Source organism: Rhizobium sp. IY2 (assembly GCF_047532935.1).
GTDB lineage: Bacteria > Pseudomonadota > Alphaproteobacteria > Rhizobiales > Rhizobiaceae > Rhizobium > Rhizobium anhuiense.
The window spans coordinates 16,698-39,563 of the sequence record NZ_JBLKNU010000008.1; the positions used below are offsets into that span (position 1 = coordinate 16,698).

Consider the following 22,866-nt stretch of genomic DNA (forward strand, 5'->3'; position numbering starts at 1 on the left):
GTCATTTCAGGATCATTGGCGTTGCCTTCCAGCGTAAGCGAGCAAGCCGCGTTCGTCGCCATCATATTCGTCATCGTCGCCGGAGAGTTGCACCAGCATTCCATATTTCACGATGCGAACGCAATGACGGCCGGCCGATACCAGGATCCCTTTGTTCGCCAGCTTCGTCATCATTCGCGACACGGTTTCGATCGTCAGGCCGAGATAGTCGGCAATGTCGAGCCGGGTCATCGGCAGCTCGACAATGGCATTGGACCGGCTATGGCCCGGGTCACGATGAAGCTGCTTCAGCAGGAAGCTGCAGACCCGCTCCTCGGCGTTCTTGCAGGACAGCAGCACCATCTGGTTCTGGGCGGCGGCCATCTCGTCGCGAAGGCGGGCAAAGACCTCTGGCCGCAGCGCCGGCGAGTTGCCGACTTCGGCCTCGAAAGCCTTGCGCGAGAGGCGGCGGACCCTGGTGTCGGTGATGGCTTCGGCGCTGTAGAGATAGTGGTTCTTCAAAGACACGCCGACGATGTCGCCAGCTTGCAGAAAGCCGGTGATGACCCGGCGGCCATCGGAGATGATCCTGAAGATGCGCAGGTTTCCTTCCACCACTTCGAAGAGGTGTTTGGCGGCGTCGCCCTCGAAGAACAGCGATTCCCCGGCTGCCAGACGTTCGACCGGCTGCTTGTTGAAAAGCGCCTGCAGGCAGCTCTGTTCGGAGCCGAGAAGCACCGCATTGGCGATTTCCAGCGCGTGATGAAAATTGGTTGTCTGCAGCATGACCGTTCCCTCTGTGCTGTCGATGAGGACAACTAACCCGACGCTGGTGACACGCTGATGCCACGCGTGTTAAAGACGGTGCCATTGGGTAACAGTCTGTAACAAGCAGCGGCTTGACGGATGGGCGATGGCAACACTTCAGCATGACGCGCATCTTCTCGTCGTTGACGACGATCCGCGCATTCGTCAGATGCTGACGCGCTATTTCGAGGGCGAGGGTTACACCGTCTCTTCCGCTTCTGACGGCATCGAGATGCGGGTACGCCTGCGTCAGCAGAGTTTCGATGCCATCCTGCTTGACCTTGTCCTTCCCGGCGGCACGGACGGGCTTGATCTTGCCCGCGAAATTCGCGCCCAATCCGATGTTCCGATCATGATGCTGACGGGCCGCGACGACGTCGTCGACCGGATCGTCGGTCTGGAAGTCGGCGCCGACGATTACATCGCCAAACCCTTCCATCTCAGAGAAGTCCACGCACGGTTGAAGTCGATCCTGCGCCGCCGGCAATCTTCGGCACGCAATGCCGAGCCGGTCAGCGAGGAGATCATCGGTTTCGAGGATTGGAAGCTCAATCTCAGCCGCCGGCAGCTTCTCGATCCCGACGGCGCGGAGATCGAGTTGACGACCGGCGAATTCGACATGCTGGCAACCTTCGTGCGGCATGCCGGCCGGGTGCTAACCCGTGACGTGCTGATGGATCTGACCCGGGGCCGAAACCTCGAAGCCTTCGACCGGACGATCGATGCCCAGATCGTCCGGCTGCGCCGCAAGATCGAAACAGATCCGAAGAGACCGCAATTCATCAAGGCCGTACGCGGCGTCGGTTACGTCTTTACTGCCAGGCTGGATTGACGAGTTCAGGACATGGTGATGCTTGCGGCGGCCACTTCCGTCGTCGTCCGCCGATGGTTTCGTGAAGCAGTTGCATCGTCAGATGTTTTTGCGCACGGGATAGGATGACTCCGGCCCGCACTCCTCGACATATCGCAAGAGACGAGATCAAGCCGACGTGCGCAATGTGCCATGAACGTCGTCAAGAATCGCTTTGCGATGAATCAATGCGCCGCCGGGCGCCGCCTTCATCATCCCCGCCGAACAAACATCGCGAAGGGATGAGATCATGACGAACAAATTGATGAAGGCCGCAGTGGTGCGCGAATTCGGCAAACCGCTCGCAATCGAATGCGTGCCGGTGCCTGTGCCCGGGCCGGGCGAAATTCTGGTGAAGGTCGTCGCATGCGGCGTCTGCCATACCGATCTGCACGCAGCCGAAGGTGACTGGCCTGTCAAGCCGACGCCGCCCTTCATTCCAGGCCATGAGGCAGCGGGCATCGTGACTGCCCTCGGTCCCGGTGTCACTGATTTCAAGGAAGGCGATGCCGTCGGCGTCGCCTGGTTGCACGATGCCTGCCTTCGCTGCGAATATTGCGAAACCGGCTGGGAAACGCTCTGCGAACACCAACACAATACCGGCTACAGCTGCAACGGCGGCTTTGCCGAATATGTCATCGCCTCCGCCGCCTTCGCCGCCCGCCTTCCCAAAAATGTCGACTTCGCCGAGATTGCGCCGATCCTCTGCGCCGGTGTCACGACGTATAAGGGCTTGAAGGAAACCGAGGCGCGCCCAGGTGAGTGGGTGGCGATATCGGGGATCGGCGGGCTGGGCCACGTCGCGATCCAATATGCCAAGGCGATGGGCCTCAAGGTGGTTGCGCTCGACGTCGCCGCCGCCAAGCTCGACCTTGCCCGCCAGGTAGGCGCCGATCTCGCACTCAATGCGCTTTCCGAAGACACGATCGAGAAAGTGCTGAAGGTGACGAGCGGCGGAGCGCATGGCGTGCTTGTCACCGCCGTCTCGCCGCCCGCCTTCTCGCAGGCCCTCAGTATGGTACGCCGCAAAGGCACCATTAGTCTTGTCGGCCTGCCGCCGGGCAATTTCCCGACACCGATCTTCGACGTGGTGCTGAAGCGCATCACCGTGCGTGGTTCGATCGTCGGGACACGCCGCGACCTCGATGAAGCGCTCGCCTTCGCCGCAGAAGGTCGCGTCCGAGCCGAGATCGCCACCGCGCCGCTCGATGACATCAACGACATCTTTGACGGGCTGAAGGCGGGAACGATCGAGGGGCGCATGGTGCTCGACATCGCCGGACAGGCGAGCGCAGTCGCAACTCCGGGGCAGTCCGCGGCATAGCCGGCCGCTGCGCAGCGTTCCCGCCGGCCGAAGCGGCGGGGACACAGGCGGCGCGTCGCCCAATACCCTGTTCATCTGCCCGCACCGTTTTCCTTGCCTTTTTGATTTTGACGCTGATCAAAGCATTTCGCTTTCATCGCAGTTACCTTCGTTCCACTGGTTTCGTCGGCAAATGCCGACGCGTTCGAAAGCTTCAGAGCGCCTCCAGCATGATCCCAAACCTGTCTTTGTCAGGAGTTGAAAATGCTCGTTCAAGCCATCATGACCTCACCGCCGATCACCGTAACGGCATCCTGTTCCGTTGCCGACGCCGCGAAGTTAATGCTCGACAACAGGATCAGCGGCCTGCCGGTCGTTGATGCGAACGGAGCGCTCGTCGGCATCGTCAGCGAAGGCGATTTCCTGCGCCGCAGTGAACTGAACACGGAGCGCAAGCGTTCCTGGCTGCTCGAATGGCTGACCAGCCCCGGCAAGATCGCCGACGAATATGTCCGCGCGCACGGGCGACGGGTCGAGGAAGTGATGACCGCCCCGGTCAGCGCGATCGCGCCAACCGCCTCGATTTCCGACGCCGTCAGGCTGATGGAGCGCCAGGATATCAAGCGTCTGCCCGTCGTCGCCAATGGCAGGCTCGTCGGCATCGTTGCCCGCTCCGACCTGCTGCGCGCACTCTCGCAGGCCCTGCCGGCCGCCGCCGTTTCCGCAAACGATGCGCAGATCCAGGCGGCGATCGACGCCGAGCTTGCCCGGCAGAGCTGGAGCCGCAATGGCTTCATCCATTGCCGGGTGACGAACGGCGTTGCCGAGTTGAACGGCACCATCTTCGACGAACGCGAACGTCTCGCCGCGAAAGTCGCGGTCGAGAATGTTCCGGGCGTGACGTCGATCAAGGACCAACTCGTCTGGATCGATCCCTATTACGGCGTCGCAATCCCGCCGCCGGAGAGCGAAGCCAGACAGGCCTGAATTCGAGGGAAGATCATGGAACACCCGGCTCCCAACGTTCGCATGGCGCAGCTGCTGGCCACCTCGATGCTTGCAACGTCGGCACCGTTCGTACTTCTCGTTCCCGACATGGAAAAACTCGTCGTCGCATCGGAAGGGTGAGGGGTCAGGACGTCAAATGCCGAAAAACCTGTTCGGTTTCGTGCTCCTCATGGGTCGCCATCATCAGATCGCGATCGCCGCCCTTTCGATCCTCCTCTTCCTCGCCGGTACGGCGCCGCTTGAGGTGCAAAGGCGCATCATCAACGCGGCCACTGGGGGCGCTTCCTACCAGGCCATCCTGATTCTTGTTTTCGCTTACCTCGGCCTCACCCTGCTGGAAGGTCTGACAAAGCTGGCGCTGAACCTCTATCGCGGATGGATCGGCGAGGTCGCGATCCGCTGGCTTCGCATGGGCGTGCTCGCCGCATCCGAGTGCTCTCGCGAATCTCCCGTCGATGCGCTCGCCGAAGGTGTCCAGCTTTCGATCGTCCTGGCCGAGGCGGAACCCGTCGGCGGCTTCGTCGGCACCAGCGTTTCGGAGCCCCTCCTGCAGGCCGGCATCCTGATTGCGGTTGGCGGTTACATGATCTACCTGCAGCCGCTGATGGCGCTTGCCGTCGCCGTCGTCTTCTTGCCGCAGATCGGCTTCGTGCCGCTGATGCAAATGGCGATCAACCGCCGGGTCGAGACCAAGATCACGGTGATGCGACACGTCAGCGAGGGCATGGTTCGGCACGTCGTCACCAGCGATGCTCTCGATGCCCAGAGCGGCCGGGTGCAGCGGCTCTTCTCGACCAATATGAGCATCTACCGGATCAAGTTCACCATGAATTTTCTGATGAATCTGATGACGCAGGTCGGCTATGTCGGCATCTTCGCGCTCGGGGGCTATTATGTCGTCACCGGCAAGACCGAGATAGGAACCGTCGTCGCCTTCATCTCCGGTCTGTCCAAGATCACTGATCCCTGGGGAGAACTGGTTGACTGGTACCGCGACCTCAAAGTCACTCAGGTCAAATACGCCCTGATCCGCGATGCGAGCGATGCCGCCACCACTTTGCGGGGCGAAGGCGTCTCCAGGGACGAAGTGCCGGCGCTGACGCGCTAAAGGCTTGAATCGCGGACAAGGTTGCCTGTTCGGGTGTCCTCCGCCTTCCCGATCTCGTTTCTACGAGTGTCACGGAATTTCTGAGGATGCCTTACGGCCACCTACGACAACATCCGTCCCGTTCGGCGCAGGTTATCGTGCCATCCCAAGGCTTCTTCGATCAGATGCGGCGTATGCCCGCCGCGCAGCAGCGCCCGCCGATGATAATCCGCGAGTAGCTCGCGGTAGCTTGGGTGCACACAATTGGCAATAATGACTTTGGCGCGTTCCCGCGGCGCCAGTCCGCGAAGATCGGCAAGACCGATTTCGGTAACGAGGATGTCGACATCATGCTCGGTATGATCGACATGGCTGACCATCGGCACGACGCGTGAGATCGCCCCGTCCTTGGCAAGCGATTTTGTCACGAAGATCGACATATAGGCGTTACGGGCGAAATCGCCGGAGCCGCCTATACCGTTCATCATGTGTGTGCCGCCGATATGGGTCGAGTTGACGTTGCCGTAGATGTCCAATTCCAATGCCGTGTTGATCGCGATGATACCGAGCCGGCGGATGACTTCGGGATGGTTGCTGATCTCCTGCGGCCGCAGCACCAGCCGCTGCTTGTAATGCCCGATCTCGGAAAGCACGCTGCGATGCCTTTGCGCCGAGAGCGTCATGGAGGATCCGGAAGCAAAGGCGAGCTTGCCGGCATCGATCAGATCGAAGGTCGAATCCTGCAGCACCTCGGAATAGAGGGTGAGATCGTGGAAGGGCGTCGCGGTGAAGCCATAAAGCACCGCATTGGCGATCGTTCCGATGCCTGCCTGCAGCGGCTGCAGCCTTTCCGTCAACCGGCCACGCCGCACCTCGTGCGACAGGAATTCTGTCAGATGGCCAGCGATCGCGTTGGTCTGCGCATCCGGCGGCGCCACCGTAGAGGCACTGTCGCTGCTTTGCGTGACGACGATTGCCGCAATCTTTTCCGCAGGGATAGGAATGAACGGTACGCCGATGCGGCAGTCGGGCGCCACGATCGGGATTGCCTCGCGGCTCGGCCGCTTGGTCGGAATGTAGACGTCGTGGAGTCCCTCGAGAGCTTCCGGCTGAGAGAGGTTGATCTCGACGATCACTTTCGGGGCGAGAATCGCGAAACTCGCCGAATTTCCGACGGAGGTGGTCGGCACGATGCCGCCATCTTCTGTAATCGCGGCTGCTTCGACGACGGCGACGTCGACTGGCGGGACTTGTCCGCTGCGCAGGGACTCGACGGTCTCGGAAAGATGCTGGTCGATGAACATCACCTCGCCGGCATTGATCGCCTCGCGCATGACCGGGTCCGATTGGAAAGGCAGGCGCCGCGCGACGGCATGCGCCTCGACGAGGGTTCGATCGAGATTGTGGCCAAGCGAGGCGCCAGTCATCAGCGTAATCCTCAGCGGATCGCGCCTTGCCCTTTCCGCCAGCGCCAGCGGCACGGCCTTGGCCTCGCCGGCCTGCGTAAAGCCGCTCATGCCGACGGTCATCCCATTGGTAATCAGGAGCGCCGCTTCCTCGGCGCCGACAATACGATCCCAGAGCTTCGCGCTGCGGAGACGGTTTCTGAACATAGCGAGCGATCCTCAATGCGACATTGGAACGGGGAGGTTGATGTCCCTGACGGCGTCTCGGCCGTCATGTCATTCTGGCGGCGTAGCGGCCTTGCACATTGACACGGCTCAAAAACCTGACGGGGATCGTGCGGGGGACATGGCGATACCTTCGCCGGCGTCACAAAACTCTTGGAATTCGCTTTATTGACCCGGATCAACGACGTCCCGGCTATTGCGGCCTATCGCTGTTCATGTCGATGAAACCAAGTGGAGAGAAGGCTATGAACAACATTGCGTTGAGACAGGCCATTCTGGACGAACTCGAATTCGAGCCAAGTGTCGATGCGGCCAATATTGGCGTGGCCGTTGATAATGGCATCGTTTCCCTCACCGGACATGTCCGCACGTATTCGGAGAAGGAGGCGGTCGAGCACGTGGTCAAACGCGTGAAGGGGGTTCGCGGCATCGCCCAGGAAATCGAGGTTCGTATCTTTGGCGCTCGCATCACCGACGACGACGATATCGCGCAGCGGGCGGTAAAGATGATCGACTGGAATGTCTGCATCCCGAAGGAAGCGGTGCAGGTGCGGGTCCTCAAGGGTTGGGTAACCTTAACCGGCGCGGTCGAGTGGCAATATCAGAAGGACGCTGCGTCAGATGCCGTCAAAGACCTGGCCGGCATTGTCGGCCTCTCGAATCTGGTCGAGGTTAGACCCAAGGCCAGCGCGGCCAACGTCAGGAAACGCATCGAGGATGCTTTCGAGCGCGATGCGGAGTTGCAGGCCGAGGCAATCCGAGTCGATGTTTCCGGCGGCAAAGTGACGCTGAAAGGCAAGGTCAGGACCTGGGCAGAACGACGCGCTGCCGAGCGAGCCGCTTGGTCGGCGCCCGGGATCACCACACTCGATGATCAGCTCTCGGTCGGTTGATCGACGTCTGACATCGATGGCGGTCCCCTGGCCGCCATCGGAGCGCTGAAACAGGTTATATTTGTCATGGACACGATACCCACCCGGACGGGAGAAGCACTGCTTGCGGCGGCGGGCAGCCCTCCGCCCTATCATTCCGACCGTGATTTCCGGCTTGAGCGAAGCACGGATGATGAATGGCGAATCGTCATTCTGTCGGCCCGCGCCCGAGCGTGGGTCCACGAACAGTTCTGTGGTCCGCTATGCCAATGTCTGGGTGACAGCATCGCCCTCGACATGCTGAGCGCCGATCGTTTTCTCAAGCAAGCGCACGATCAGGGCCTTCGAACGGAGTTCGTTGGGCGAAGCGGCAAAGATCTGTACTGATCAATGAAGAAGATCACTGTCTGATGCGGAAGAAAAGCTGTCGCTGTCGTCTGAACCGTTGACGGCAAAGCCGAAACCGGCGCCCGCGAAGGTTCTCAACACTTGCTCGCGAGAGAGCGTTTTCGCAAATTTCCTTGCCCAGAGGCACCGTCCTGCGCACCGGCGCCGTGCGATGTTGGCTCGTCCCGATCCACCTGCCTCAAAGCCTCGTGTTGCACCTATGCATGGGCGATTTTGCTCTGCCGTCTCACGGAGATTGCCCGGGCATCGCGGCGAAACACACATTGACGGCGATCAATGCCGCGTTGCCCGTTATCGGCTTTGATCGGTCCGTTGCCGAACGCGAAGTTCGGTTATTGCGGCGATCGTCTGCCGACCCCGCCGCGAAACGGTCCCACACGTTACGACAGAGGAGCAAGAACATGGCCAACACAGCCACCAAACTGCCGATCAAGACCGATGAGAAGAACAAGACCCCGCAGAGGGGCCTTTCCACCTTCGAGAGCCTGCGCTCGGAGATCGATCGGCTCTTCGACGATTTCACGCCGAGCTTCTGGCATCGCCCCTTTTCGAGACTGTCCTTCGACAAGGCGCTCTCGACGATCGTCTCTCCGGCCGTCGATCTCGTCGAGAGAGACAATGGTTATGAAATCACGGCTGAACTGCCGGGTATCGACGCCAGCAATGTCGACGTGAAAGTCACAAACGGCATTGTCGCCATCACGGCCGAAAAGCAGGAGACCAAAGAGGAGAAGGACAAGGAGTATCATCTTTCCGAACGCCGTTACGGCGCCTTCCACCGCGCATTCCAGCTTCCGCCGAGCGTCGACAGCGCCAAGATCGATGCGTCTTTTGCCAACGGTGTGCTGACGGTAAAGCTGCCGAAAAGCAACGACGCCCTGAAGAGCGAACGCAAGATCCCGATCAAGGCGGGCTGACTCTTCCGATGCGGGCGCGCCGTAACGGCGCGCCCTCTCTTGGGACGATTTCCTTGATGAAGATCAAGGCGAGGCTGCCGGACATCCCGTCCTATGAGGGCATGAACCACGCCGCTCAAATCCGCTGCGATGAGACAGGGCTTTCGCAAGCCGAAGCCGAAGCGCTGCTGCGTCGCTTCGGCCGCAACGAGTTGCCGAAATCAATTGCTCCCGGCTTCCTGCTCGTCTTCGCGCACCAGTTCCTGAGCCCGCTGATCTACATCCTGATCTGCGCCGCGGCGGTTTCCGCCATTGTCAGCGACCTAAAGGACGCGGCCTTCATTGCGGTAGTCCTCATTCTCAACGGCGCGATCGGCGCTTTCCAGGAATACTCGGCCGGCAAGGCTGCCGCTGCCCTGCGTAATCTCGAACAGCCCAGCACGCTGGTGATCCGCGATGGAATGCAGCAGACCATTGCCGCAACCGACCTTGTTCCGGGAGATCTTCTCGTGCTGGAATCCGGTAGGCGCGCGCCGGCCGATCTCACGCTCTTCGCCTGCGACGACCTTCAATGCGACGAATCCCTGCTGACGGGAGAATCCGTGCCGGTGCGCAAGTTCGCAAACGGCAGCGGCTCCTCCCAGGTCTTCGCCGGAACCATGATCGTCAGAGGGCGCGGTCGCGGCCGCGTTTCGGCGACAGGGTCGGCCACCGAACTCGGCAGGATTGCAACCAGTATCGGCGAAAGATCACGTTCGCAGCCACCGTTGCTGATCCGGCTTGAGTATTTCTCGCGCAACATTGCCTACTCGGTCGCCGTTGCCACGGCCTTGCTTCTTGCTGCCGGCCTGGCGCGGGGCCTTTCACTTCACGATCTTTTCCTGATGAGCGTCGGTCTTGCCGTCAGCGCGATTCCCGAAGGTTTGCCCGTCGCCATCACCGTTGCGCTGGCGATCAGTATGCGCCGCATGTCGAAGGCCAATGTCATTGTCCGCAACATGACGGCCGTTGAAGCGCTCGGCTCGTGCACGATGATTGCCACCGACAAAACCGGCACCCTGACCATGAACGAGTTGACGGTGACGGAAATGATCCTGCCGGAAGGAACCCGCCTCTTCTTCGACGCCGGCCATGACCTCGATCGCTGCGAGTTGCACGCACCCGGCGTCACCCGCGAAGTTGCTGCCGAAAGAGCCTTTTCGCTGCTGAAGGCTGCCGCCCTGCCGAATGAGGCGACCCTTCAGCAGCAAGCTGATGGCTGGAGCGGCACCGGCGACACCGTCGACATCGCACTGCTGGCGGCGGCCCGAAAGGCCGGCATCGATCACAGGCATCTGCGCGCCGATTTTCCCGCCCTCAGCGCCATTCCCTATGAGCCGGACCTGCGTTATGCCGCCTCCTTCCACGATGCGGAAGACAGCGTCCATGTCTTCGTCAAGGGCTCGCCCGAGACGGTGCTCGCCATGGCCGATCGAATGGACACAGGCAAGGGTTTCGTCGCTCTCGACAAGGCAGCGCTGATCAAACAGAAGGAAGAACTTGCCGGCCGCGGTCTGCGCGTGCTCGCCTTCGCCTATGGCGAGATGGCAGCGGCTTCCGACGACATCTATGGCCGCCATCATCTCGTCAACCTCGTCTTTCTGGGCTTCGTCGGTATGAAGGATCCGATCCGGCCCGAAGTACCCGATGCCATTCGTCGCTGCCGCACCGCGGGCATCGCGGTCGCCATGATAACCGGCGACGATCCCCGCACGGCGACCGCCATCGCCGCCGAAGCCGGCCTGGATTTCGACGACGACCAGATCGCAACCGGCGCCGAAATCGCCAAAGCGGAGCAGGAGGGGCCGGCGATCCTCGATGCTTTGACCGCCCGCACGCGGCTCTATGCGCGCGCGCAGCCGGCACAGAAGCTTTCGATCGTGCTGTCGCTGGCGCGGCAGGGCCATTTCGTCGCCATGACCGGCGACGGCGTCAACGATGCGCCGGCGCTGAAACACGCCCATGTCGGCGTTGCCATGGGTCGCAAAGGCACGGATGTCGCCAAGGACAGCGCCGACATCATCATCACCGACGACAATTTCTCCTCCGTCGTCGCCGGTATCGGCGAGGGCCGGGTCGCCTATGCCAATATTCGCAAGGTGATCTTCATGCTCATCTCGACCGGGGCGGCTGAAGTGCTGCTCTTCATGCTGGCAATTCCGCTCGGCCTGCCGATGCCGCTGCTGCCGGTGCAATTGCTGTGGTTGAACCTGGTCACCAACGGCATCCAAGATGTCACGCTCGGTGCCGAAAAGGCCGAAGGCGACGAATTTTGCCGTCCGCCACGCAAGCCCTCGGAACCGATCCTCGACCGGCTGATGTTGCGCCGTGTGCTGCTTTCCACCCTCGTCATGGGTCTTGGTGGTTTTGCCATCTTTTACTGGCTGCTGCTGAACGGCTATTCGGAAGGGGCGGCTCGCAACATGCTGCTCCTGCTCTTCGTCCTCTTCGAGAACGTCCAGACCTGCAACAGCCGCTCGGAATATCAGTCTCTCTTCAGGCAAGGTTTTGGCGGTAACCTGCTCCTGCTTGCCGCTGTGCTCGTCGCCCAGGCGGTCCACATGCTCGCTATGCACCTCCCCTTCCTCAGCGACATACTCTCCCTGCAACCGGTATCTCCTAGCGAATGGGCAACGCTTCTGGCGCTCGCCTGCGCTCTGCTTGCGGTCTCCGAGGTGGACAAATGGTGGCGCAGGCAGCACCGCGACAACTGACGACAAGACGCGGCGGCCCGCCATGGCGATAAATGGCGTGCGCCCGTGAAATCCCATCATGCAGTGGCCAGCGATGACTCATCGGCTCAGGGCTTCAAGACAGCCGCCCCGCTCAATCGGCCGGCACGCAGGTCGTCGAGCGCCGTATTGGCTTCGGCAAGCGGATAGACGGTCGTGTGGGTCCTGACGCCTGCCTGTCGGGCAATGGGGAAGAATTCCTCCGCATCTTCACGCGTCAGATTTGCGACCGAAACAACGCTTCGCTCCCCCCAGATCAGCGCATAAGGCATGGCCGGAAGCTCACTCATGTGGATACCTCCGCAGACGACCCTTCCGCCCTTCCGCACCGCCTTCAGTGCAGCCGGTACGAGTTCGCCGACAGGTGCGAAGATGATTGCGGCGTCGAGCATGACAGGCGGAGCCTCATCCGAACCCCCTGCCCAGGCAGCGCCAAGGCCGAGCGCAAAACCTTGCGCTGCAGCGTCGCCGCTGCGTGAGAAAGCGTAGACCTGGCGGCCCTGCCAGCGGCATATTTGCGCGATGATATGGGCGGCTGCGCCAAAGCCGTAAAGCCCGATCCGGGCGCCGTCTCCAGCCTTCTTCAGCGAGCGCCAGCCGATCAGTCCCGCGCATAGCAGCGGCGCAAGAGCGACCGGATCGGCCTCGCTGTCGAGCGCAAATGCGTAAGCTGCAGCGGCAACGACATGGGTGGCAAAACCTCCGTCGCGCGTATAGCCAGTAAATTGCGGCTGGTCGCAGAGATTTTCCTCTCCGCTGCGGCAAAACGAGCAGCGGCCACATGTGTGGCCGAGCCAGGGTACGCCGACCCTTTGCCCTATGCGTGACGCCGCGACACCTTCTCCGACCGCCTCGACGACGCCGACGATCTCATGGCCGGGAACAAGGGGGAGCTTCGGGTTCGGAAGATCGCCGTCACAGACGTGAAGATCCGTCCTGCAGACGGCGCAGGCTTCGACCTTCAACATCAACTGGCCTTTGCCCGGCGCGGGATCGGCGCGCTCCACCAGACGTAAAGGGGTCCCGATCGCCTCCAAAATCATCGCCTGCATCAGCGTCTCCTCATTTCGCAAACCGTTACGGTCTTGAAAACGCGACGATCGGCATGGACGAGCGTCAAGCCTACGTCCTGCCCATTCTCGTTCGCCGTTTTCGTCATGTGACGGTGGGGTAGATTGATCCTTCTCAATGCAACGGCAGCCCGATGTCACATGGTATATAATTGAAATGAAATATTGGGCGCGGAGGCCACTTATGAATGACCCTGTGAACGAGGCATGGATGCCGAGCATTTCCCCGGAGACCGTCCGCTATCTCATCCTCAAGGCTAAGGAGTTCGACGTCAAGGATGTCGTCACCGAGCCGGATCCGGGCTCGAACCCGAGCGACGACAACATGATCGGAGTGCTGGAAGATCATGACGACGATCCCGTCGAGACCGAACTCAGGAGTGCAATCTGGGCTCTCAACGAAGACGAACAGATCGATCTGGTCGCCTTGGCGTGGCTCGGTCGAGGCGATGGGAATGTCGGTGATTGGGATGAGCTTCGCAGCCGAGCAGCGGATGCGCACAATAGACGCACAGCGGCCTATCTTCTCGGCACGCCTCTCCTGCCGGATTATCTCGAGGAGGCGCTCGACCAGTTCGGTGAGACGTCCACAGACGATGCGCTGGGCCGGCTCTGACATTGCCGGCGCATGATTCGAAATGAACGGCAACGACATAGACGGCACAGGTACCTTCCGCGATGGATGGACCGGCACGTCTGGACCATCAGATGATGACATCATTGGTAACGACAGAAGCATTCCAGCGCCTCAGCCTCGCGCTTGCGATCGGCATCCTGGTCGGTATCGAGCGCGGCTGGCAGGATCGTGAGGCCGCGCCAGGCAAAAGGGTGGCGGGAATCCGCACCTATGGCCTGTCCAGTTTCCTGGGCGGCTTCTGCGGTTTCCTGCAGCCCGTCACAGGGCCAATTCTGCCGACGGCTATCTTTGTTTCCTTTTGCGTCACAATCCTCGTTTTCAGCCGCATGCAGGCAACACATGACGAAGACTACAGTGCAACCGGCACGATTGCCGCAATAACGGTCTTCGCACTGGGTTTCGGCGCGGTCGTTGCAGATATGACGGCAACGGCAGCAAGCGCGGTTGCAATAACGGCCCTTCTCGCCGCGCGGGAACCCTTGCATGGATTTCTTCGGCGCCTGACCTGGCTCGAGCTGAGGGCCGCTCTGATCCTGCTGACGATGACGGTCGTCATCCTCCCGATCCTGCCCAATGAGCCGGTCGATCCCTGGCAGGCGATCAATGTCTTCGAGCTTTGGATGATGACGATCCTGGTGGGAGCCGTTTCCTTTGTTGGTTATATCCTGATCAAGATTGGCGGCGCCCGTGCCGGAATCCTGTTGACCGGCGCCAGCGGCGGTATCGTCTCGTCGACAGCCCTGACGCTTTCCTTTGCCCGCCAGTCGATACAGATGCCCGCCCTCTCACCGCTGCTTTCAGCCGGAGCGATGCTGGCGGGAGCCGTTTCTCTCGCCCGGGTGCTTTTGATTTGCGGCCTCATTGCGCCGGCCGTGCTCAGGGAGCTGGCTCCATCGCTCGCTCCCGCTGCCGTGATCTTCGCCATCGGAGGCGGCCTTGCCGCATCGTTGCGGCGCCCGGACGAGAGCACTGATTTTTTGCCGCGAAACCCGCTTGAGGTCATGGTCGTGCTGCGTTTCGCGCTTGTTCTCGCCGTCGTGACCGTCCTGACACGCTTGACCCTGATCGCCTTCGGAACCCAGTCATTGGTCGCCCTTGCGTTCATCACGGGACTGGGCGATCTCGATGCGATAACACTTGCCGTGGCGAAATTGTCATCCATCCAGGTGCCTGCAGATGCAGCCGCTCGCGCCATAGCGGTCGCGGCGTTCGCCAATATGCTTGCGAAGGCCGTTCTTGCGGCAAGTGTTGGGAGCATCGCCTATGCAATTCGTTTCGCGATCGCAGGCTGTGTCGCGACTTTTGCCGGGATTGCCGGCTTGGTTCTGGCATGAGTGCTTCTTCGCGTATCAATTACCGCCTCCCAATAACCTTCACGGTTATTCACCGCGTTTGGCCTCTTTCGCTCGCGGCTATCGCAATCACAGGCCTCATCGTCGGCGGTCTGTTGCGGTGGTGGCATGGCGATCTGCTTTTCTGGTCCACCACCGCTCTGGTCAGCGCGACGATCATCGTCATCGTCGCGCTTTCTGTTGACGTCGCACTCAGTTTGAGGCGTGGCGATATCGGCCTGGATCTTATCGCGGCCCTGTCCATGAGTGCTGCGCTCTGGTTTGGCGAATATTTTGCCGGCGCCATCGTTGCTGTCATGTATGCAGGCGGGCAGTTTCTGGAAAGCTTTGCTCAAAGGCGCGCAGAGAGCGGTATGAGCGAACTTCTGTCTCGCGCCCCCCGTAGCGCTGTTCGTGTCACCGCATCCGGCCTGTCCGAGGTTCCCATCGCGGCACTTGTCCCGGGAGACAAGCTGCTCGTCCGAAAGGGCGACGTGGTCCCTGCCGATGGCAAGGTTGTAGCCGGTCACGCGCTCTTGAACGAGGCGGCTCTCACCGGCGAGCCGTTGCCGGCGCGGCGGGAAAGCGGTGAATTGATCATGAGCGGGTCTTCCAATCTCGGCGATGCTTTTGAAATGATCGCCTCCGGCTCAGCAAGCGAAAGTACATATGCCGGAATAATCCGCATGGTGAGCCAGGCCCGAAACTCGAAAGCGCCAATATCGAGATTGGCCGACCGCTTCTCCCTCGCCTTCCTGGCGATGACCCTGGTGATCGCCGGCCTGGCCGCATGGTTGTCGGGCGATCCCACGCGGATTGTTGCAGTTCTGGTCGTCGCGACACCTTGCCCGCTGATTCTCGCCGTTCCCGTCGCACTCGTGGCGGGAATGTCGAAAGCTGCCCGTGCAGGCGTCCTGGTCAAAGGAGCTCATGTCCTCGAGGTCCTCGCGACCATCTCGGTGGTCGTCTTCGACAAGACAGGCACGCTGACGACTGGAGAGCCTGCTGTTGTCAGAATCGAGACCGATCGGGATGCCGAGGAGATTTTGCGTCTCGCGGCATCCGTGGATCAAGCCTCTGGCCACGTGATTGGTCAAACGATTGTCGAAGAAGCGAAGCGACGTGGCCTGAGGCTTGCCAAACCTGCCCAACTCGCAGAAGTGCCAGGAGAAGGCATCGAGGGATATGTGGACGGACGCAAGGTAGCCGTTGGCGGATGGGATTTCATTGCCGGCAAGACAAGGTCCGCCACTCGCCCTGGCCCGAAGGACAACAGCACGGTCACAGCCTATGTCGCGATCGATGACGCTCTCGCCGGTACGATCGTCATGGCCGACCCGGTTCGCAAGGATGCTGTCCCGGCGATCGCGGATCTTCGACGTTTGGGCGTCAAGCGGCTTAGCCTTGCGACCGGTGACAGGGCCGAAGTCGCGGACGCCGTCGGCCTTGCTCTTCGTCTTGATCAGATCAGTGCCGAGCTTGAGCCGGCCGAGAAAGTTCAGAGGGTGACGGCGGAAAGATCCTACGGGCGCGTCATGATGATCGGTGATGGCGTCAACGATGCACCTGCACTTGCTGCTGCCGACGTCGGTGTTGCCGTTGGCCGGCGCAATCTTGCCGCCGCCGCTGAAGCGGCGGATGTCGTGTTGCTGCGGGATGACCTGGGGCAGATTGGAACTCTGCTGCAAACCGCGCGGCGGTCCCGTGCGATCGCTCTTCAGAGTGTCGCTTGCGGTGTCGGTCTATCGGTGATCGCGATGGTTTGTGCGAGCCTGGGATACCTCACGCCTGTGCAGGGCGCCCTTCTCCAGGAGGTGATCGATGTTGCCGTGATCGGCAACGCACTCCGTGCTCTCTAGTTAGTGGCAAAAGAGAGCGGGCATTTCAAGGCGCGTCAACAGTGACCGTGTGACCCCACCCAGAACGAATTCGCGCAGCCGCGAATGACCGAACGCGCCGGCGACCAGCAAATCAGCTTTGCGTTCCAGCGCCGCAGCTTGGATGACGCCGGCTGACGGTTCTCCGTTCGCCTGGACGGCCGTGACATCGACGGCAAGGCCGGCCTTTCGAAGTGCAGCCGCAAGGTGGTCTCGCCTGCGCTCGTCAATCTGCTTGTCGTCCGTCACGGAAATCAGGACGACACGCGAAGCCTGTTCCAGCAGGAATCTGGCACCTGTCAGTGCCCGCGCGACGGTGGCTCCCCCATCCCAGGCGACGGCGACAGCATCGATCCGCCCGCAGAAATTGTCCGTGGGAAAAAGCAGGAGCGGTCTACCGCTTTCAAACAGCACGCTCTCGATCAGCGGCCTCATTATTTCGGATGCTTCCAGAATCGAAAGATCATATGCGCGCGACAGCTCGGCAAGAGCTTGGGCGACAAACGGTTGCCTCGCGTCGAATGGCTGGATCTCAACCTCGATCTCGGCTTGCTTCGCATAGTCACGCAGCGTCTGCCCGAGAACGGCGCCATTGTCTCTGCTGACGTGCTCGGCATCTGCACGCATTTTTTCCACGTCAAGAAATGACGGAAGTCGCGGTTGCACGGGTTCAATTCTGACCAACGGTATACTTGCCGTTAAATCAGCCTTTTGGTGAAGGGAAACAGCGACAGCATTCTGAAGGAGCGAAAAGGAGCTTGCGTCTGGATAGGTGACGAGGGGCAAATGAAATTGCGCTTTCATGGGTGATGTCCTCCCGATGATTGGAGCTAGCATCGCCTGTTCGTGCGGCCCGCGCTTTGACGAAAATCAAGGTGATAAATCGCAGAAGCGCGAGCATGATTTGAATGTCCTCACGAAGGAGGGAGCCAGCCATGACTTTCAAATCCATCCTTACGCATTTCGATATCGATGCCCAGCCCGATCATCGCTTCACCTTTGCGATAAACCTCGCTGAGCGTTGCAATGCTGAACTCGCCTGCATATCCGCGGCCCAGCCGCTATTCGTGATCGAGCCAAGCATCGGACCGACATCCGGAACCAAAATCATGCGTGAAGAGATGGAGGCCGTCGAGACGCGACAACGCGACCTGCACGAGCGGATCATGCGACATGCGCCGTTCAGGAACCACGTCTCCTGGCAGACAAAGGCTGCCGACCCGGCAACTTTTGTCGTTGAAAATGCACGAGCGGCCGACCTTATTGTCCTCTTTGATGTCGAGAAGGGTCAGGCACGCGATTACCGACGCACAGTTAACATACCGGACGTTTTGCTGTCGGCGGGCAGACCGGTGCTGCTACCTTCGGCCTCCCGGGCTCCTCTGGAAGCTCAGACGATTGTGATTGCCTGGAAGGACACGAAGGAATCGCGGCGGGCAATTGTCGATGCGATGCCTCTGTTGATCTTGGCGCAAGACGTGGTCGTCCTTTCGATCGAGGAGAGCCACCCGATCGATGAGCAAGCGCTGAATGATGTTGTTCGGTTTCTCTCCCGCCATTCGGTTCCAGCCCGGAGCATCATCGAGCCGCGACAGACAGGCGATGCAGGGATGACGATCATCGAAGCTGCAGATAGGTTGGCGGCAGATCTGATTGTCGCAGGCGCATATAGCCACAATCGATTTCGCGAACGTGTCTTCGGAGGGATCACCCGCACGCTGCTCCATAACAACGCCATCAACCGGCTTTTGTCGAATTAACCGGTACTCCAAGGCGGGGAGAGTCTCGCCTCTGTGGGAGTTTCAGTCATTGCGCTCCATCAACGACAGGGTGTGATCAGGTGGTAATATATGAACTTGTCGCGGCAAGGAGAGTTACCGATGAGCTACATCCTGAAAGACTTGACGCAAGCAGAATGCTTCGCCGTTCTTGAGCATTCCCGGTTTGGCCACCTGGCCTGTTGCAAGGATGACAAGCCCTACTTGGTGCCGATCTACTTCGCTTATGCAAAGGGTGTGATCTACAGTTTTTCCATGCCCGGCCGGAAGGTCGACTGGATGCGCGCGAACGAAAACGTCTGTTTGCAAATCGACCAGCATGGCACGGGCAAGGGCTGGACGAGCGTCGTCGTCGATGGGCGCTTCGAAGAGTTTCCGGATACAGACCTTTGGCGCAATGAAAGGCTGCAAGCCTGGTCGTTGCTGCAAAAACACTTCGATTGGTGGGAAATCGGTGCCTTGAAGCCGCAGCCGCAGGCAACGGCCTCGGAGTCCGAGCACATATTTTACGGCATATTTGTCCGTGAGGTTACCGGTCGAACGGCGCTTTCCGTTGATTGAAAGCCGGGCCGTTGATTGAAAACCGGGGGAGGACGCCCGGGATGAACCCGGGCGTTTTGCTCAATGGGCGAGGAACAGGGGAATTTTGGTTTCCTCCAGCATCGATCGCGTTACACCGCCAAAAAGACGCTGCTGAAGCCGGGGATGATTATATGCGCCCATGACGATCATGTCGGCAGCGACATCGGCGGCATGCTGGCGCAGCACCTCATCGACGCGGCGGCCGCCGCTTGCGACGCAATCCACATCAACTTTCACCCCGTGGCGTGCCAGAAAGGTGGCAACGTCAGCGCCTGGTTCTTCACCATTCGCCGATGATGATGCCAGCGGATCGACGAGCGTGATATGCACCGATTCAGCAGCCTGCAGGAACTCGATCGACTGACGTGCCGCGCGCGAAGCCTCGTCGCTGGAGTCCCAGGCCAGCAGGATCGCTTTTGGAGCAAGCCCGACATTGGACTTTCTCGGGTTGATCAGCATCGGTGTCGGCGACCGGAACAGGGCACCATCGATAACCCTGCGCCGCAGTTCCTGGTCACGGGCGGCCTGAGGGCCGACCAGGACGAGATCGGCATAGAGTGCCCGCTCTGCAATATCTTCGTCCGCCCAGGCGAATTCGGTGTAGATCTCCTGCACCTCGAAAGAGACCTCGCTCCTTGCGAGGACTGCTTTGATCTCGGAACTCTTATCGGCCAGGCGATCGATTTCGCGCTGACGTTCTTCGACCCAGACCGTCGAGACAACCTCGTAGGAACCGATAGGGGGCGCTGCGCCCATCGAAATCGCCATTGCGGTGAGATGGGCGCCGTGGGTTTCGCAAAAGTCGATGGCGCCCTTCAAGTCTTCGTCGAAGTGATTGACGCCGAGGACGCTCAAAACAGTTTTGATGGTCATGACCAGTTGCCTCTCTTGTTGGAATTGACCAACCCTAATCTCCCTTGCTCCCCCATTCATTGATCTGCCGCAAAGCGGTCGGTGTTCCCGCCGGCTAGGATGTGTAAACAATTGGGGGCAGGCCATGTCAGATCCTGTTTTATATTTTCACGGTGCAGCCGGATCGGTGACCGGCTCCTGCTTTCTTTTGGACCATCGTGGTGTTCGGATCGTGATCGATTGCGGCATGTTCCAAGGATCGAAAACGGAGAAGGAGCTGAACTATCGTCCTTTCCCTTTCGAGCCGGCCGCCGTTGACGCTGTCATTTTGACCCACGCACATATCGATCATTCGGGCCTAGTCCCCAAGCTGGTGAAGGCAGGGTTTGCCGGACATATTTACTGTACCGCTGCCACCTTGGACCTGTGCGGGATCATGCTCCAGGACTCCGGCCATATCCAGGAATCGGAGGTCGAGCAGCTCAATCGCCGCAATCGCTGGAGATCACGCGACGCCATAGAACCAATTTACAACGCGGATGACGCACGAGTCGCGATGACGCAATTTCAAGCCGTCGCTCATAAGGAATGGCACGAGCTTTCTGGCCACCTCCGCTTCCGGTTCTGGGACGCCGGCCATCTTCTCGGCTCCGCATCGGTCGAAATCGAGCTTTCGGGAACGGATGAACCGATCCGAATGCTGTTTTCGGGCGATATCGGGCCTCAGCATAAATTGCTGGAGGCTGCACCCGAAGCGCCCCAGGGGTTCGACTATATCATCTGCGAAAGCACCTATGGCGATCGCGAGCGGGACGAAGTTTCGGATGAAGCACGGCGCGGGCTGCTCCTTGAAATTGTGCTGAAGGCCCATCACCCAAGCGGCGCTTTGCTGATCCCGTCCTTTGCGGTCGAACGAACCCAGGAGCTTCTGGCTGATCTCAACATCCTGATGGACGAAGGCAGTCTGCCGCGCTGTCCGATCGTGATCGACTCGCCGCTCGCGTCGCGCGCCACTGCGATATTCAAGCGTTACGCGCGCGCCATGGCGAACGGAAATTTGCTGGTCAAAGCATTGAATTCGAAGAACGTGCGCTTCACGGAAACCGCCGAGCAATCGAAGGCGCTCGACCTTATCCGTGGCTTCCACATTATCATCGCGGCAAGCGGAATGTGCGAGGCGGGCCGGATTCGTCATCGGCTCAAGAACTGGCTTTGGCGCGATGAGGGCAGTGTTCTCATCGTCGGTTTTCAGGCGGAGGGAACGCTCGGACGTCTACTCCAAGACGGAGCGCGCACGGTCAGGATCCAAGGCGATGAAATCGTCGTGCGTGCAACCATTCACTCTCTGGAGGCGTATAGTGGTCATGCCGATGCGACCGAATTGATGCAGTGGGTGGCAGCGCGCAAACCGGTTCGAACAGGATTGTTCCTGGTTCATGGCGAAGATGCAGCGCGCGACCAGTTGAAATCCCGTTTGGCATTGGAGCAGCCGGATATCACGGTCCTTATCCCCTCGCTCGATGCTTGTTACCGCCTGACGAGGCAAGGCGCGGAACTCTTGGGCCCTGCTTCCCCGCGCCCGCGTCTCGCACCACAAGAGGTTGGCCATCCTGATTGGCACAATGAGTACCAGTCGATCGTTATCGACTTGGAAGAGCGCTTGCGCCGTCGACCTGATCGAAAGGGACGAGCGGTGATCCTGCGTCGGGTGAAAAGAGCGCTCGATGATGAAATGGGAGAACAATGATGTTGGTTACAGATCGTGACTGCCAGAGCGGAGGAGCGCGATTTGCCGTGCCGACGCTCGGCGAAATCGAAGGAAAACTTCTGGTTTCGGAAGTGGTCGCTACCAGCTGCCTGCGGCACCTTTTCGCTCACACGAACGATGCCGTTGTGCCTGCCATCAAACGCCGGATCAGACGATCGCTCGAAACCCGCTGCCAGGCGGAAAAGCTCTGCCACGATGATACGGAAGCGGCCGTGGAATATGCTTTTCAACTGGTGGAGGCGGCGGCCGAAGCGGCCGGCAGGAAGCGGACGGTTTCATCGAAACCTGGCGGCTGCGAGACGATTCGTCGGCTGAGGGCGATGCATGGTCCTTCCGGTCGTTAGGTTGGAAGGGAGAATAACCGGCGTGCATATGTTCCATGCCTTCGACTGTTCTGGCGATACGAGTTCGGAGCCGTTTGCTCCGAATTCGATCGTTGAAGACGGCGTGCCTCTGCTCAATGCGACAGCAGGATAGGCAGGCTGATATTGGTCAGCACGGCTTGAGTAGCGCCGCCGAGCACGAATTCGCGCAGACGCGAATGGCCGAACCCGCCCATGACGAGAAGGTCTGCCCGCAATTCGAAGGCTTTGGTCTGCAGCACCTCTCCGACTGGTTCGCCGCGCGCACGCACGCGTGTCGCCTCCGCGACGACACCGCTCTTCAGCAGATTCTCCACCAGATAATCGCCGGTCTCGAATTCCACCGGCTTCTCGTCGATGACGGAAAGCAGGCAGACCTTGGAAGCCCGTTCCAGGAAAAACGAGGCATCATGTGCCGCCCGTGCGGCAGCCCGGCTGCCATCCCAGGCGATGGCGACGTGATCCATCCGGCCGCCGAAAGGTGCAGACGGATATAGGATGAGCGGCCGACCTGACGCAAACAGCACCGCCTCGACGATCGGACGGGAGATCCCGGCCGATTCCAGAAGCACGAGATCGTAGGCGCGCGATGCTTCCGAAAGGACCTCGACGACGAAAGGCTCCGCAGTCTTGATCTCGCGCGTGCGCACATCCACGGAAGCGCCTTTTGCCGCATCGACCGCCATCCGGGTCAGCGCCGAGGCACGCTTGCGGCTGAGCGCCCCGGCATCCCGCGCCATCTTCGCCGCATCGATGATCAGCGACGACAGGGCATTGGACACGTCGGGAACGGTAATCTCCACCGCACAGACGGTCAGCGTCGCCTGCATGTGGTGCGCAAGTGCGACGGCGTTGGCGATCATGAATTCCGAAGTCGCATCCGGATAGGTGAGGAGCGGAAGAAAGAGGTGTTGCTTCATGCTGATCTCCAAACGGAAAGAGGCGAGAGCTGATATTCGCCACACTCTCGCACTGCCCTGGAATTATGAATTGACGT

22 protein-coding genes are annotated in these 22,866 nt (G+C 60.3%); 16 read left to right on the forward strand and 6 right to left on the reverse strand.

The features are described 5' to 3' along the window. Window positions 1-12: 12 nt before the first annotated feature. Window positions 13-765, reverse strand: coding sequence for a Crp/Fnr family transcriptional regulator (locus ACMUVN_RS22350; protein WP_028757963.1), 753 nt, complete (start codon window positions 763-765; stop codon window positions 13-15). Between the two features lie 127 nt (window positions 766-892). On the opposite strand from ACMUVN_RS22350, the gene ACMUVN_RS22355 reads away from it, so the two are divergent. The 5 genes from ACMUVN_RS22355 (at window position 893) to ACMUVN_RS22375 (ending at window position 5,055) form a co-directional block, all read left to right on the forward strand. Further along, a complete protein-coding gene (locus tag ACMUVN_RS22355) occupies window positions 893-1,618 on the forward strand; it encodes a response regulator (protein WP_028757964.1) in 726 nt (241 codons plus the stop codon). A 268-nt stretch (window positions 1,619-1,886) separates the two neighbouring features. Then, complete coding sequence (adhP, locus tag ACMUVN_RS22360) at window positions 1,887-2,960, forward strand: alcohol dehydrogenase AdhP (RefSeq protein WP_063473409.1); 1,074 nt, start codon at window positions 1,887-1,889, stop codon at window positions 2,958-2,960. 243 nt (window positions 2,961-3,203) lie between these two features. After that, the gene (locus tag ACMUVN_RS22365; RefSeq protein ID WP_414815453.1) at window positions 3,204-3,926 is read left to right on the forward strand and encodes a CBS domain-containing protein; all 723 of its coding nucleotides are present in this window, start codon (window positions 3,204-3,206) and stop codon (window positions 3,924-3,926) included. Between the two features lie 15 nt (window positions 3,927-3,941). Further along, entirely contained in the window at window positions 3,942-4,067 is a 126-nt protein-coding gene (locus ACMUVN_RS22370; protein WP_280949747.1) for a hypothetical protein, read from the forward strand. A 16-nt stretch (window positions 4,068-4,083) separates the two neighbouring features. Further along, window positions 4,084-5,055, forward strand: a complete 972-nt coding sequence (locus ACMUVN_RS22375) for an ABC transporter ATP-binding protein (protein ID WP_414815454.1) — start codon at window positions 4,084-4,086, stop codon at window positions 5,053-5,055. Between the two features lie 101 nt (window positions 5,056-5,156). On the opposite strand, the gene ACMUVN_RS22380 is transcribed toward ACMUVN_RS22375, so the two are convergent. Then, window positions 5,157-6,647, reverse strand: a complete 1,491-nt coding sequence (locus ACMUVN_RS22380; RefSeq protein ID WP_414815455.1) for a succinate CoA transferase — start codon at window positions 6,645-6,647, stop codon at window positions 5,157-5,159. Between the two features lie 263 nt (window positions 6,648-6,910). On the opposite strand from ACMUVN_RS22380, the gene ACMUVN_RS22385 reads away from it, so the two are divergent. From ACMUVN_RS22385 to ACMUVN_RS22400, 4 genes are all read left to right on the forward strand, one after another. Next, window positions 6,911-7,558, forward strand: coding sequence for a BON domain-containing protein (locus ACMUVN_RS22385; protein ID WP_063473405.1), 648 nt, complete (start codon window positions 6,911-6,913; stop codon window positions 7,556-7,558). A gap of 66 nt (window positions 7,559-7,624) precedes the next feature. Next, window positions 7,625-7,924, forward strand: a complete 300-nt coding sequence (locus ACMUVN_RS22390) for a hypothetical protein (protein ID WP_063473404.1) — start codon at window positions 7,625-7,627, stop codon at window positions 7,922-7,924. A gap of 422 nt (window positions 7,925-8,346) precedes the next feature. Then, entirely contained in the window at window positions 8,347-8,862 is a 516-nt protein-coding gene (locus ACMUVN_RS22395) for an Hsp20/alpha crystallin family protein (RefSeq protein ID WP_414815456.1), read from the forward strand. Window positions 8,863-8,918: 56 nt separating this feature from the next. Beyond that, the gene (locus ACMUVN_RS22400) at window positions 8,919-11,594 is read left to right on the forward strand and encodes a cation-translocating P-type ATPase (RefSeq protein WP_414815457.1); all 2,676 of its coding nucleotides are present in this window, start codon (window positions 8,919-8,921) and stop codon (window positions 11,592-11,594) included. A gap of 86 nt (window positions 11,595-11,680) precedes the next feature. Here the strand turns inward: ACMUVN_RS22400 and ACMUVN_RS22405 are convergent, their stop codons facing one another. Continuing rightward, window positions 11,681-12,664 (reverse strand): zinc-dependent alcohol dehydrogenase family protein, encoded by a 984-nt coding sequence (locus ACMUVN_RS22405; RefSeq protein ID WP_414815458.1) that lies wholly within the window; start codon window positions 12,662-12,664, stop codon window positions 11,681-11,683. A gap of 202 nt (window positions 12,665-12,866) precedes the next feature. Here ACMUVN_RS22405 and ACMUVN_RS22410 point away from each other — a divergent pair, with 202 nt between their 5' ends. The 3 genes from ACMUVN_RS22410 (at window position 12,867) to ACMUVN_RS22420 (ending at window position 16,509) form a co-directional block, all read left to right on the forward strand. After that, a complete protein-coding gene (locus tag ACMUVN_RS22410) occupies window positions 12,867-13,298 on the forward strand; it encodes a DUF3775 domain-containing protein (RefSeq protein ID WP_414815459.1) in 432 nt (143 codons plus the stop codon). Window positions 13,299-13,390: 92 nt separating this feature from the next. Continuing rightward, window positions 13,391-14,653: an MgtC/SapB family protein gene (locus ACMUVN_RS22415; RefSeq protein ID WP_414815460.1), complete on the forward strand. Its 1,263-nt coding sequence runs from the start codon at window positions 13,391-13,393 to the stop codon at window positions 14,651-14,653. 260 nt (window positions 14,654-14,913) lie between these two features. Further along, on the forward strand, window positions 14,914-16,509 hold the full coding sequence (locus ACMUVN_RS22420) for a heavy metal translocating P-type ATPase (RefSeq protein ID WP_414815510.1): 1,596 nt from the start codon (window positions 14,914-14,916) through the stop codon (window positions 16,507-16,509). On the opposite strand, the gene ACMUVN_RS22425 is transcribed toward ACMUVN_RS22420, so the two are convergent. Then, window positions 16,510-17,331, reverse strand: coding sequence for a universal stress protein (locus tag ACMUVN_RS22425; RefSeq protein WP_047617327.1), 822 nt, complete (start codon window positions 17,329-17,331; stop codon window positions 16,510-16,512). It lies immediately after the preceding gene. Between the two features lie 131 nt (window positions 17,332-17,462). Between ACMUVN_RS22425 and ACMUVN_RS22430 the strand changes: the two genes are divergently transcribed. Together ACMUVN_RS22430 and ACMUVN_RS22435 are read left to right on the forward strand one after the other, a co-directional pair. Then, entirely contained in the window at window positions 17,463-18,287 is an 825-nt protein-coding gene (locus tag ACMUVN_RS22430) for a universal stress protein (RefSeq protein ID WP_063473400.1), read from the forward strand. 120 nt (window positions 18,288-18,407) lie between these two features. Further along, window positions 18,408-18,866, forward strand: a complete 459-nt coding sequence (locus ACMUVN_RS22435) for a pyridoxamine 5'-phosphate oxidase family protein (protein ID WP_097544488.1) — start codon at window positions 18,408-18,410, stop codon at window positions 18,864-18,866. Between the two features lie 60 nt (window positions 18,867-18,926). Here ACMUVN_RS22435 and ACMUVN_RS22440 read toward each other — a convergent pair whose 3' ends face one another. After that, complete coding sequence (locus tag ACMUVN_RS22440; protein ID WP_097544487.1) at window positions 18,927-19,760, reverse strand: universal stress protein; 834 nt, start codon at window positions 19,758-19,760, stop codon at window positions 18,927-18,929. Window positions 19,761-19,884: 124 nt separating this feature from the next. On the opposite strand from ACMUVN_RS22440, the gene ACMUVN_RS22445 reads away from it, so the two are divergent. Beyond that, on the forward strand, window positions 19,885-21,486 hold the full coding sequence (locus ACMUVN_RS22445) for an MBL fold metallo-hydrolase (RefSeq protein WP_414815461.1): 1,602 nt from the start codon (window positions 19,885-19,887) through the stop codon (window positions 21,484-21,486). Further along, window positions 21,486-21,851 carry a hypothetical protein gene (locus ACMUVN_RS22450; protein WP_029868359.1) on the forward strand — a complete coding sequence of 122 codons (366 nt, stop codon included), beginning with the start codon at window positions 21,486-21,488 and terminating at the stop codon, window positions 21,849-21,851. Before ACMUVN_RS22445 ends, ACMUVN_RS22450 begins: the two co-directional genes overlap by 1 nt. Before the next feature lie 113 nt (window positions 21,852-21,964). On the opposite strand, the gene ACMUVN_RS22455 is transcribed toward ACMUVN_RS22450, so the two are convergent. Further along, window positions 21,965-22,789, reverse strand: coding sequence for a universal stress protein (locus ACMUVN_RS22455; RefSeq protein ID WP_029868358.1), 825 nt, complete (start codon window positions 22,787-22,789; stop codon window positions 21,965-21,967). Window positions 22,790-22,866: the final 77 nt, after the last annotated feature.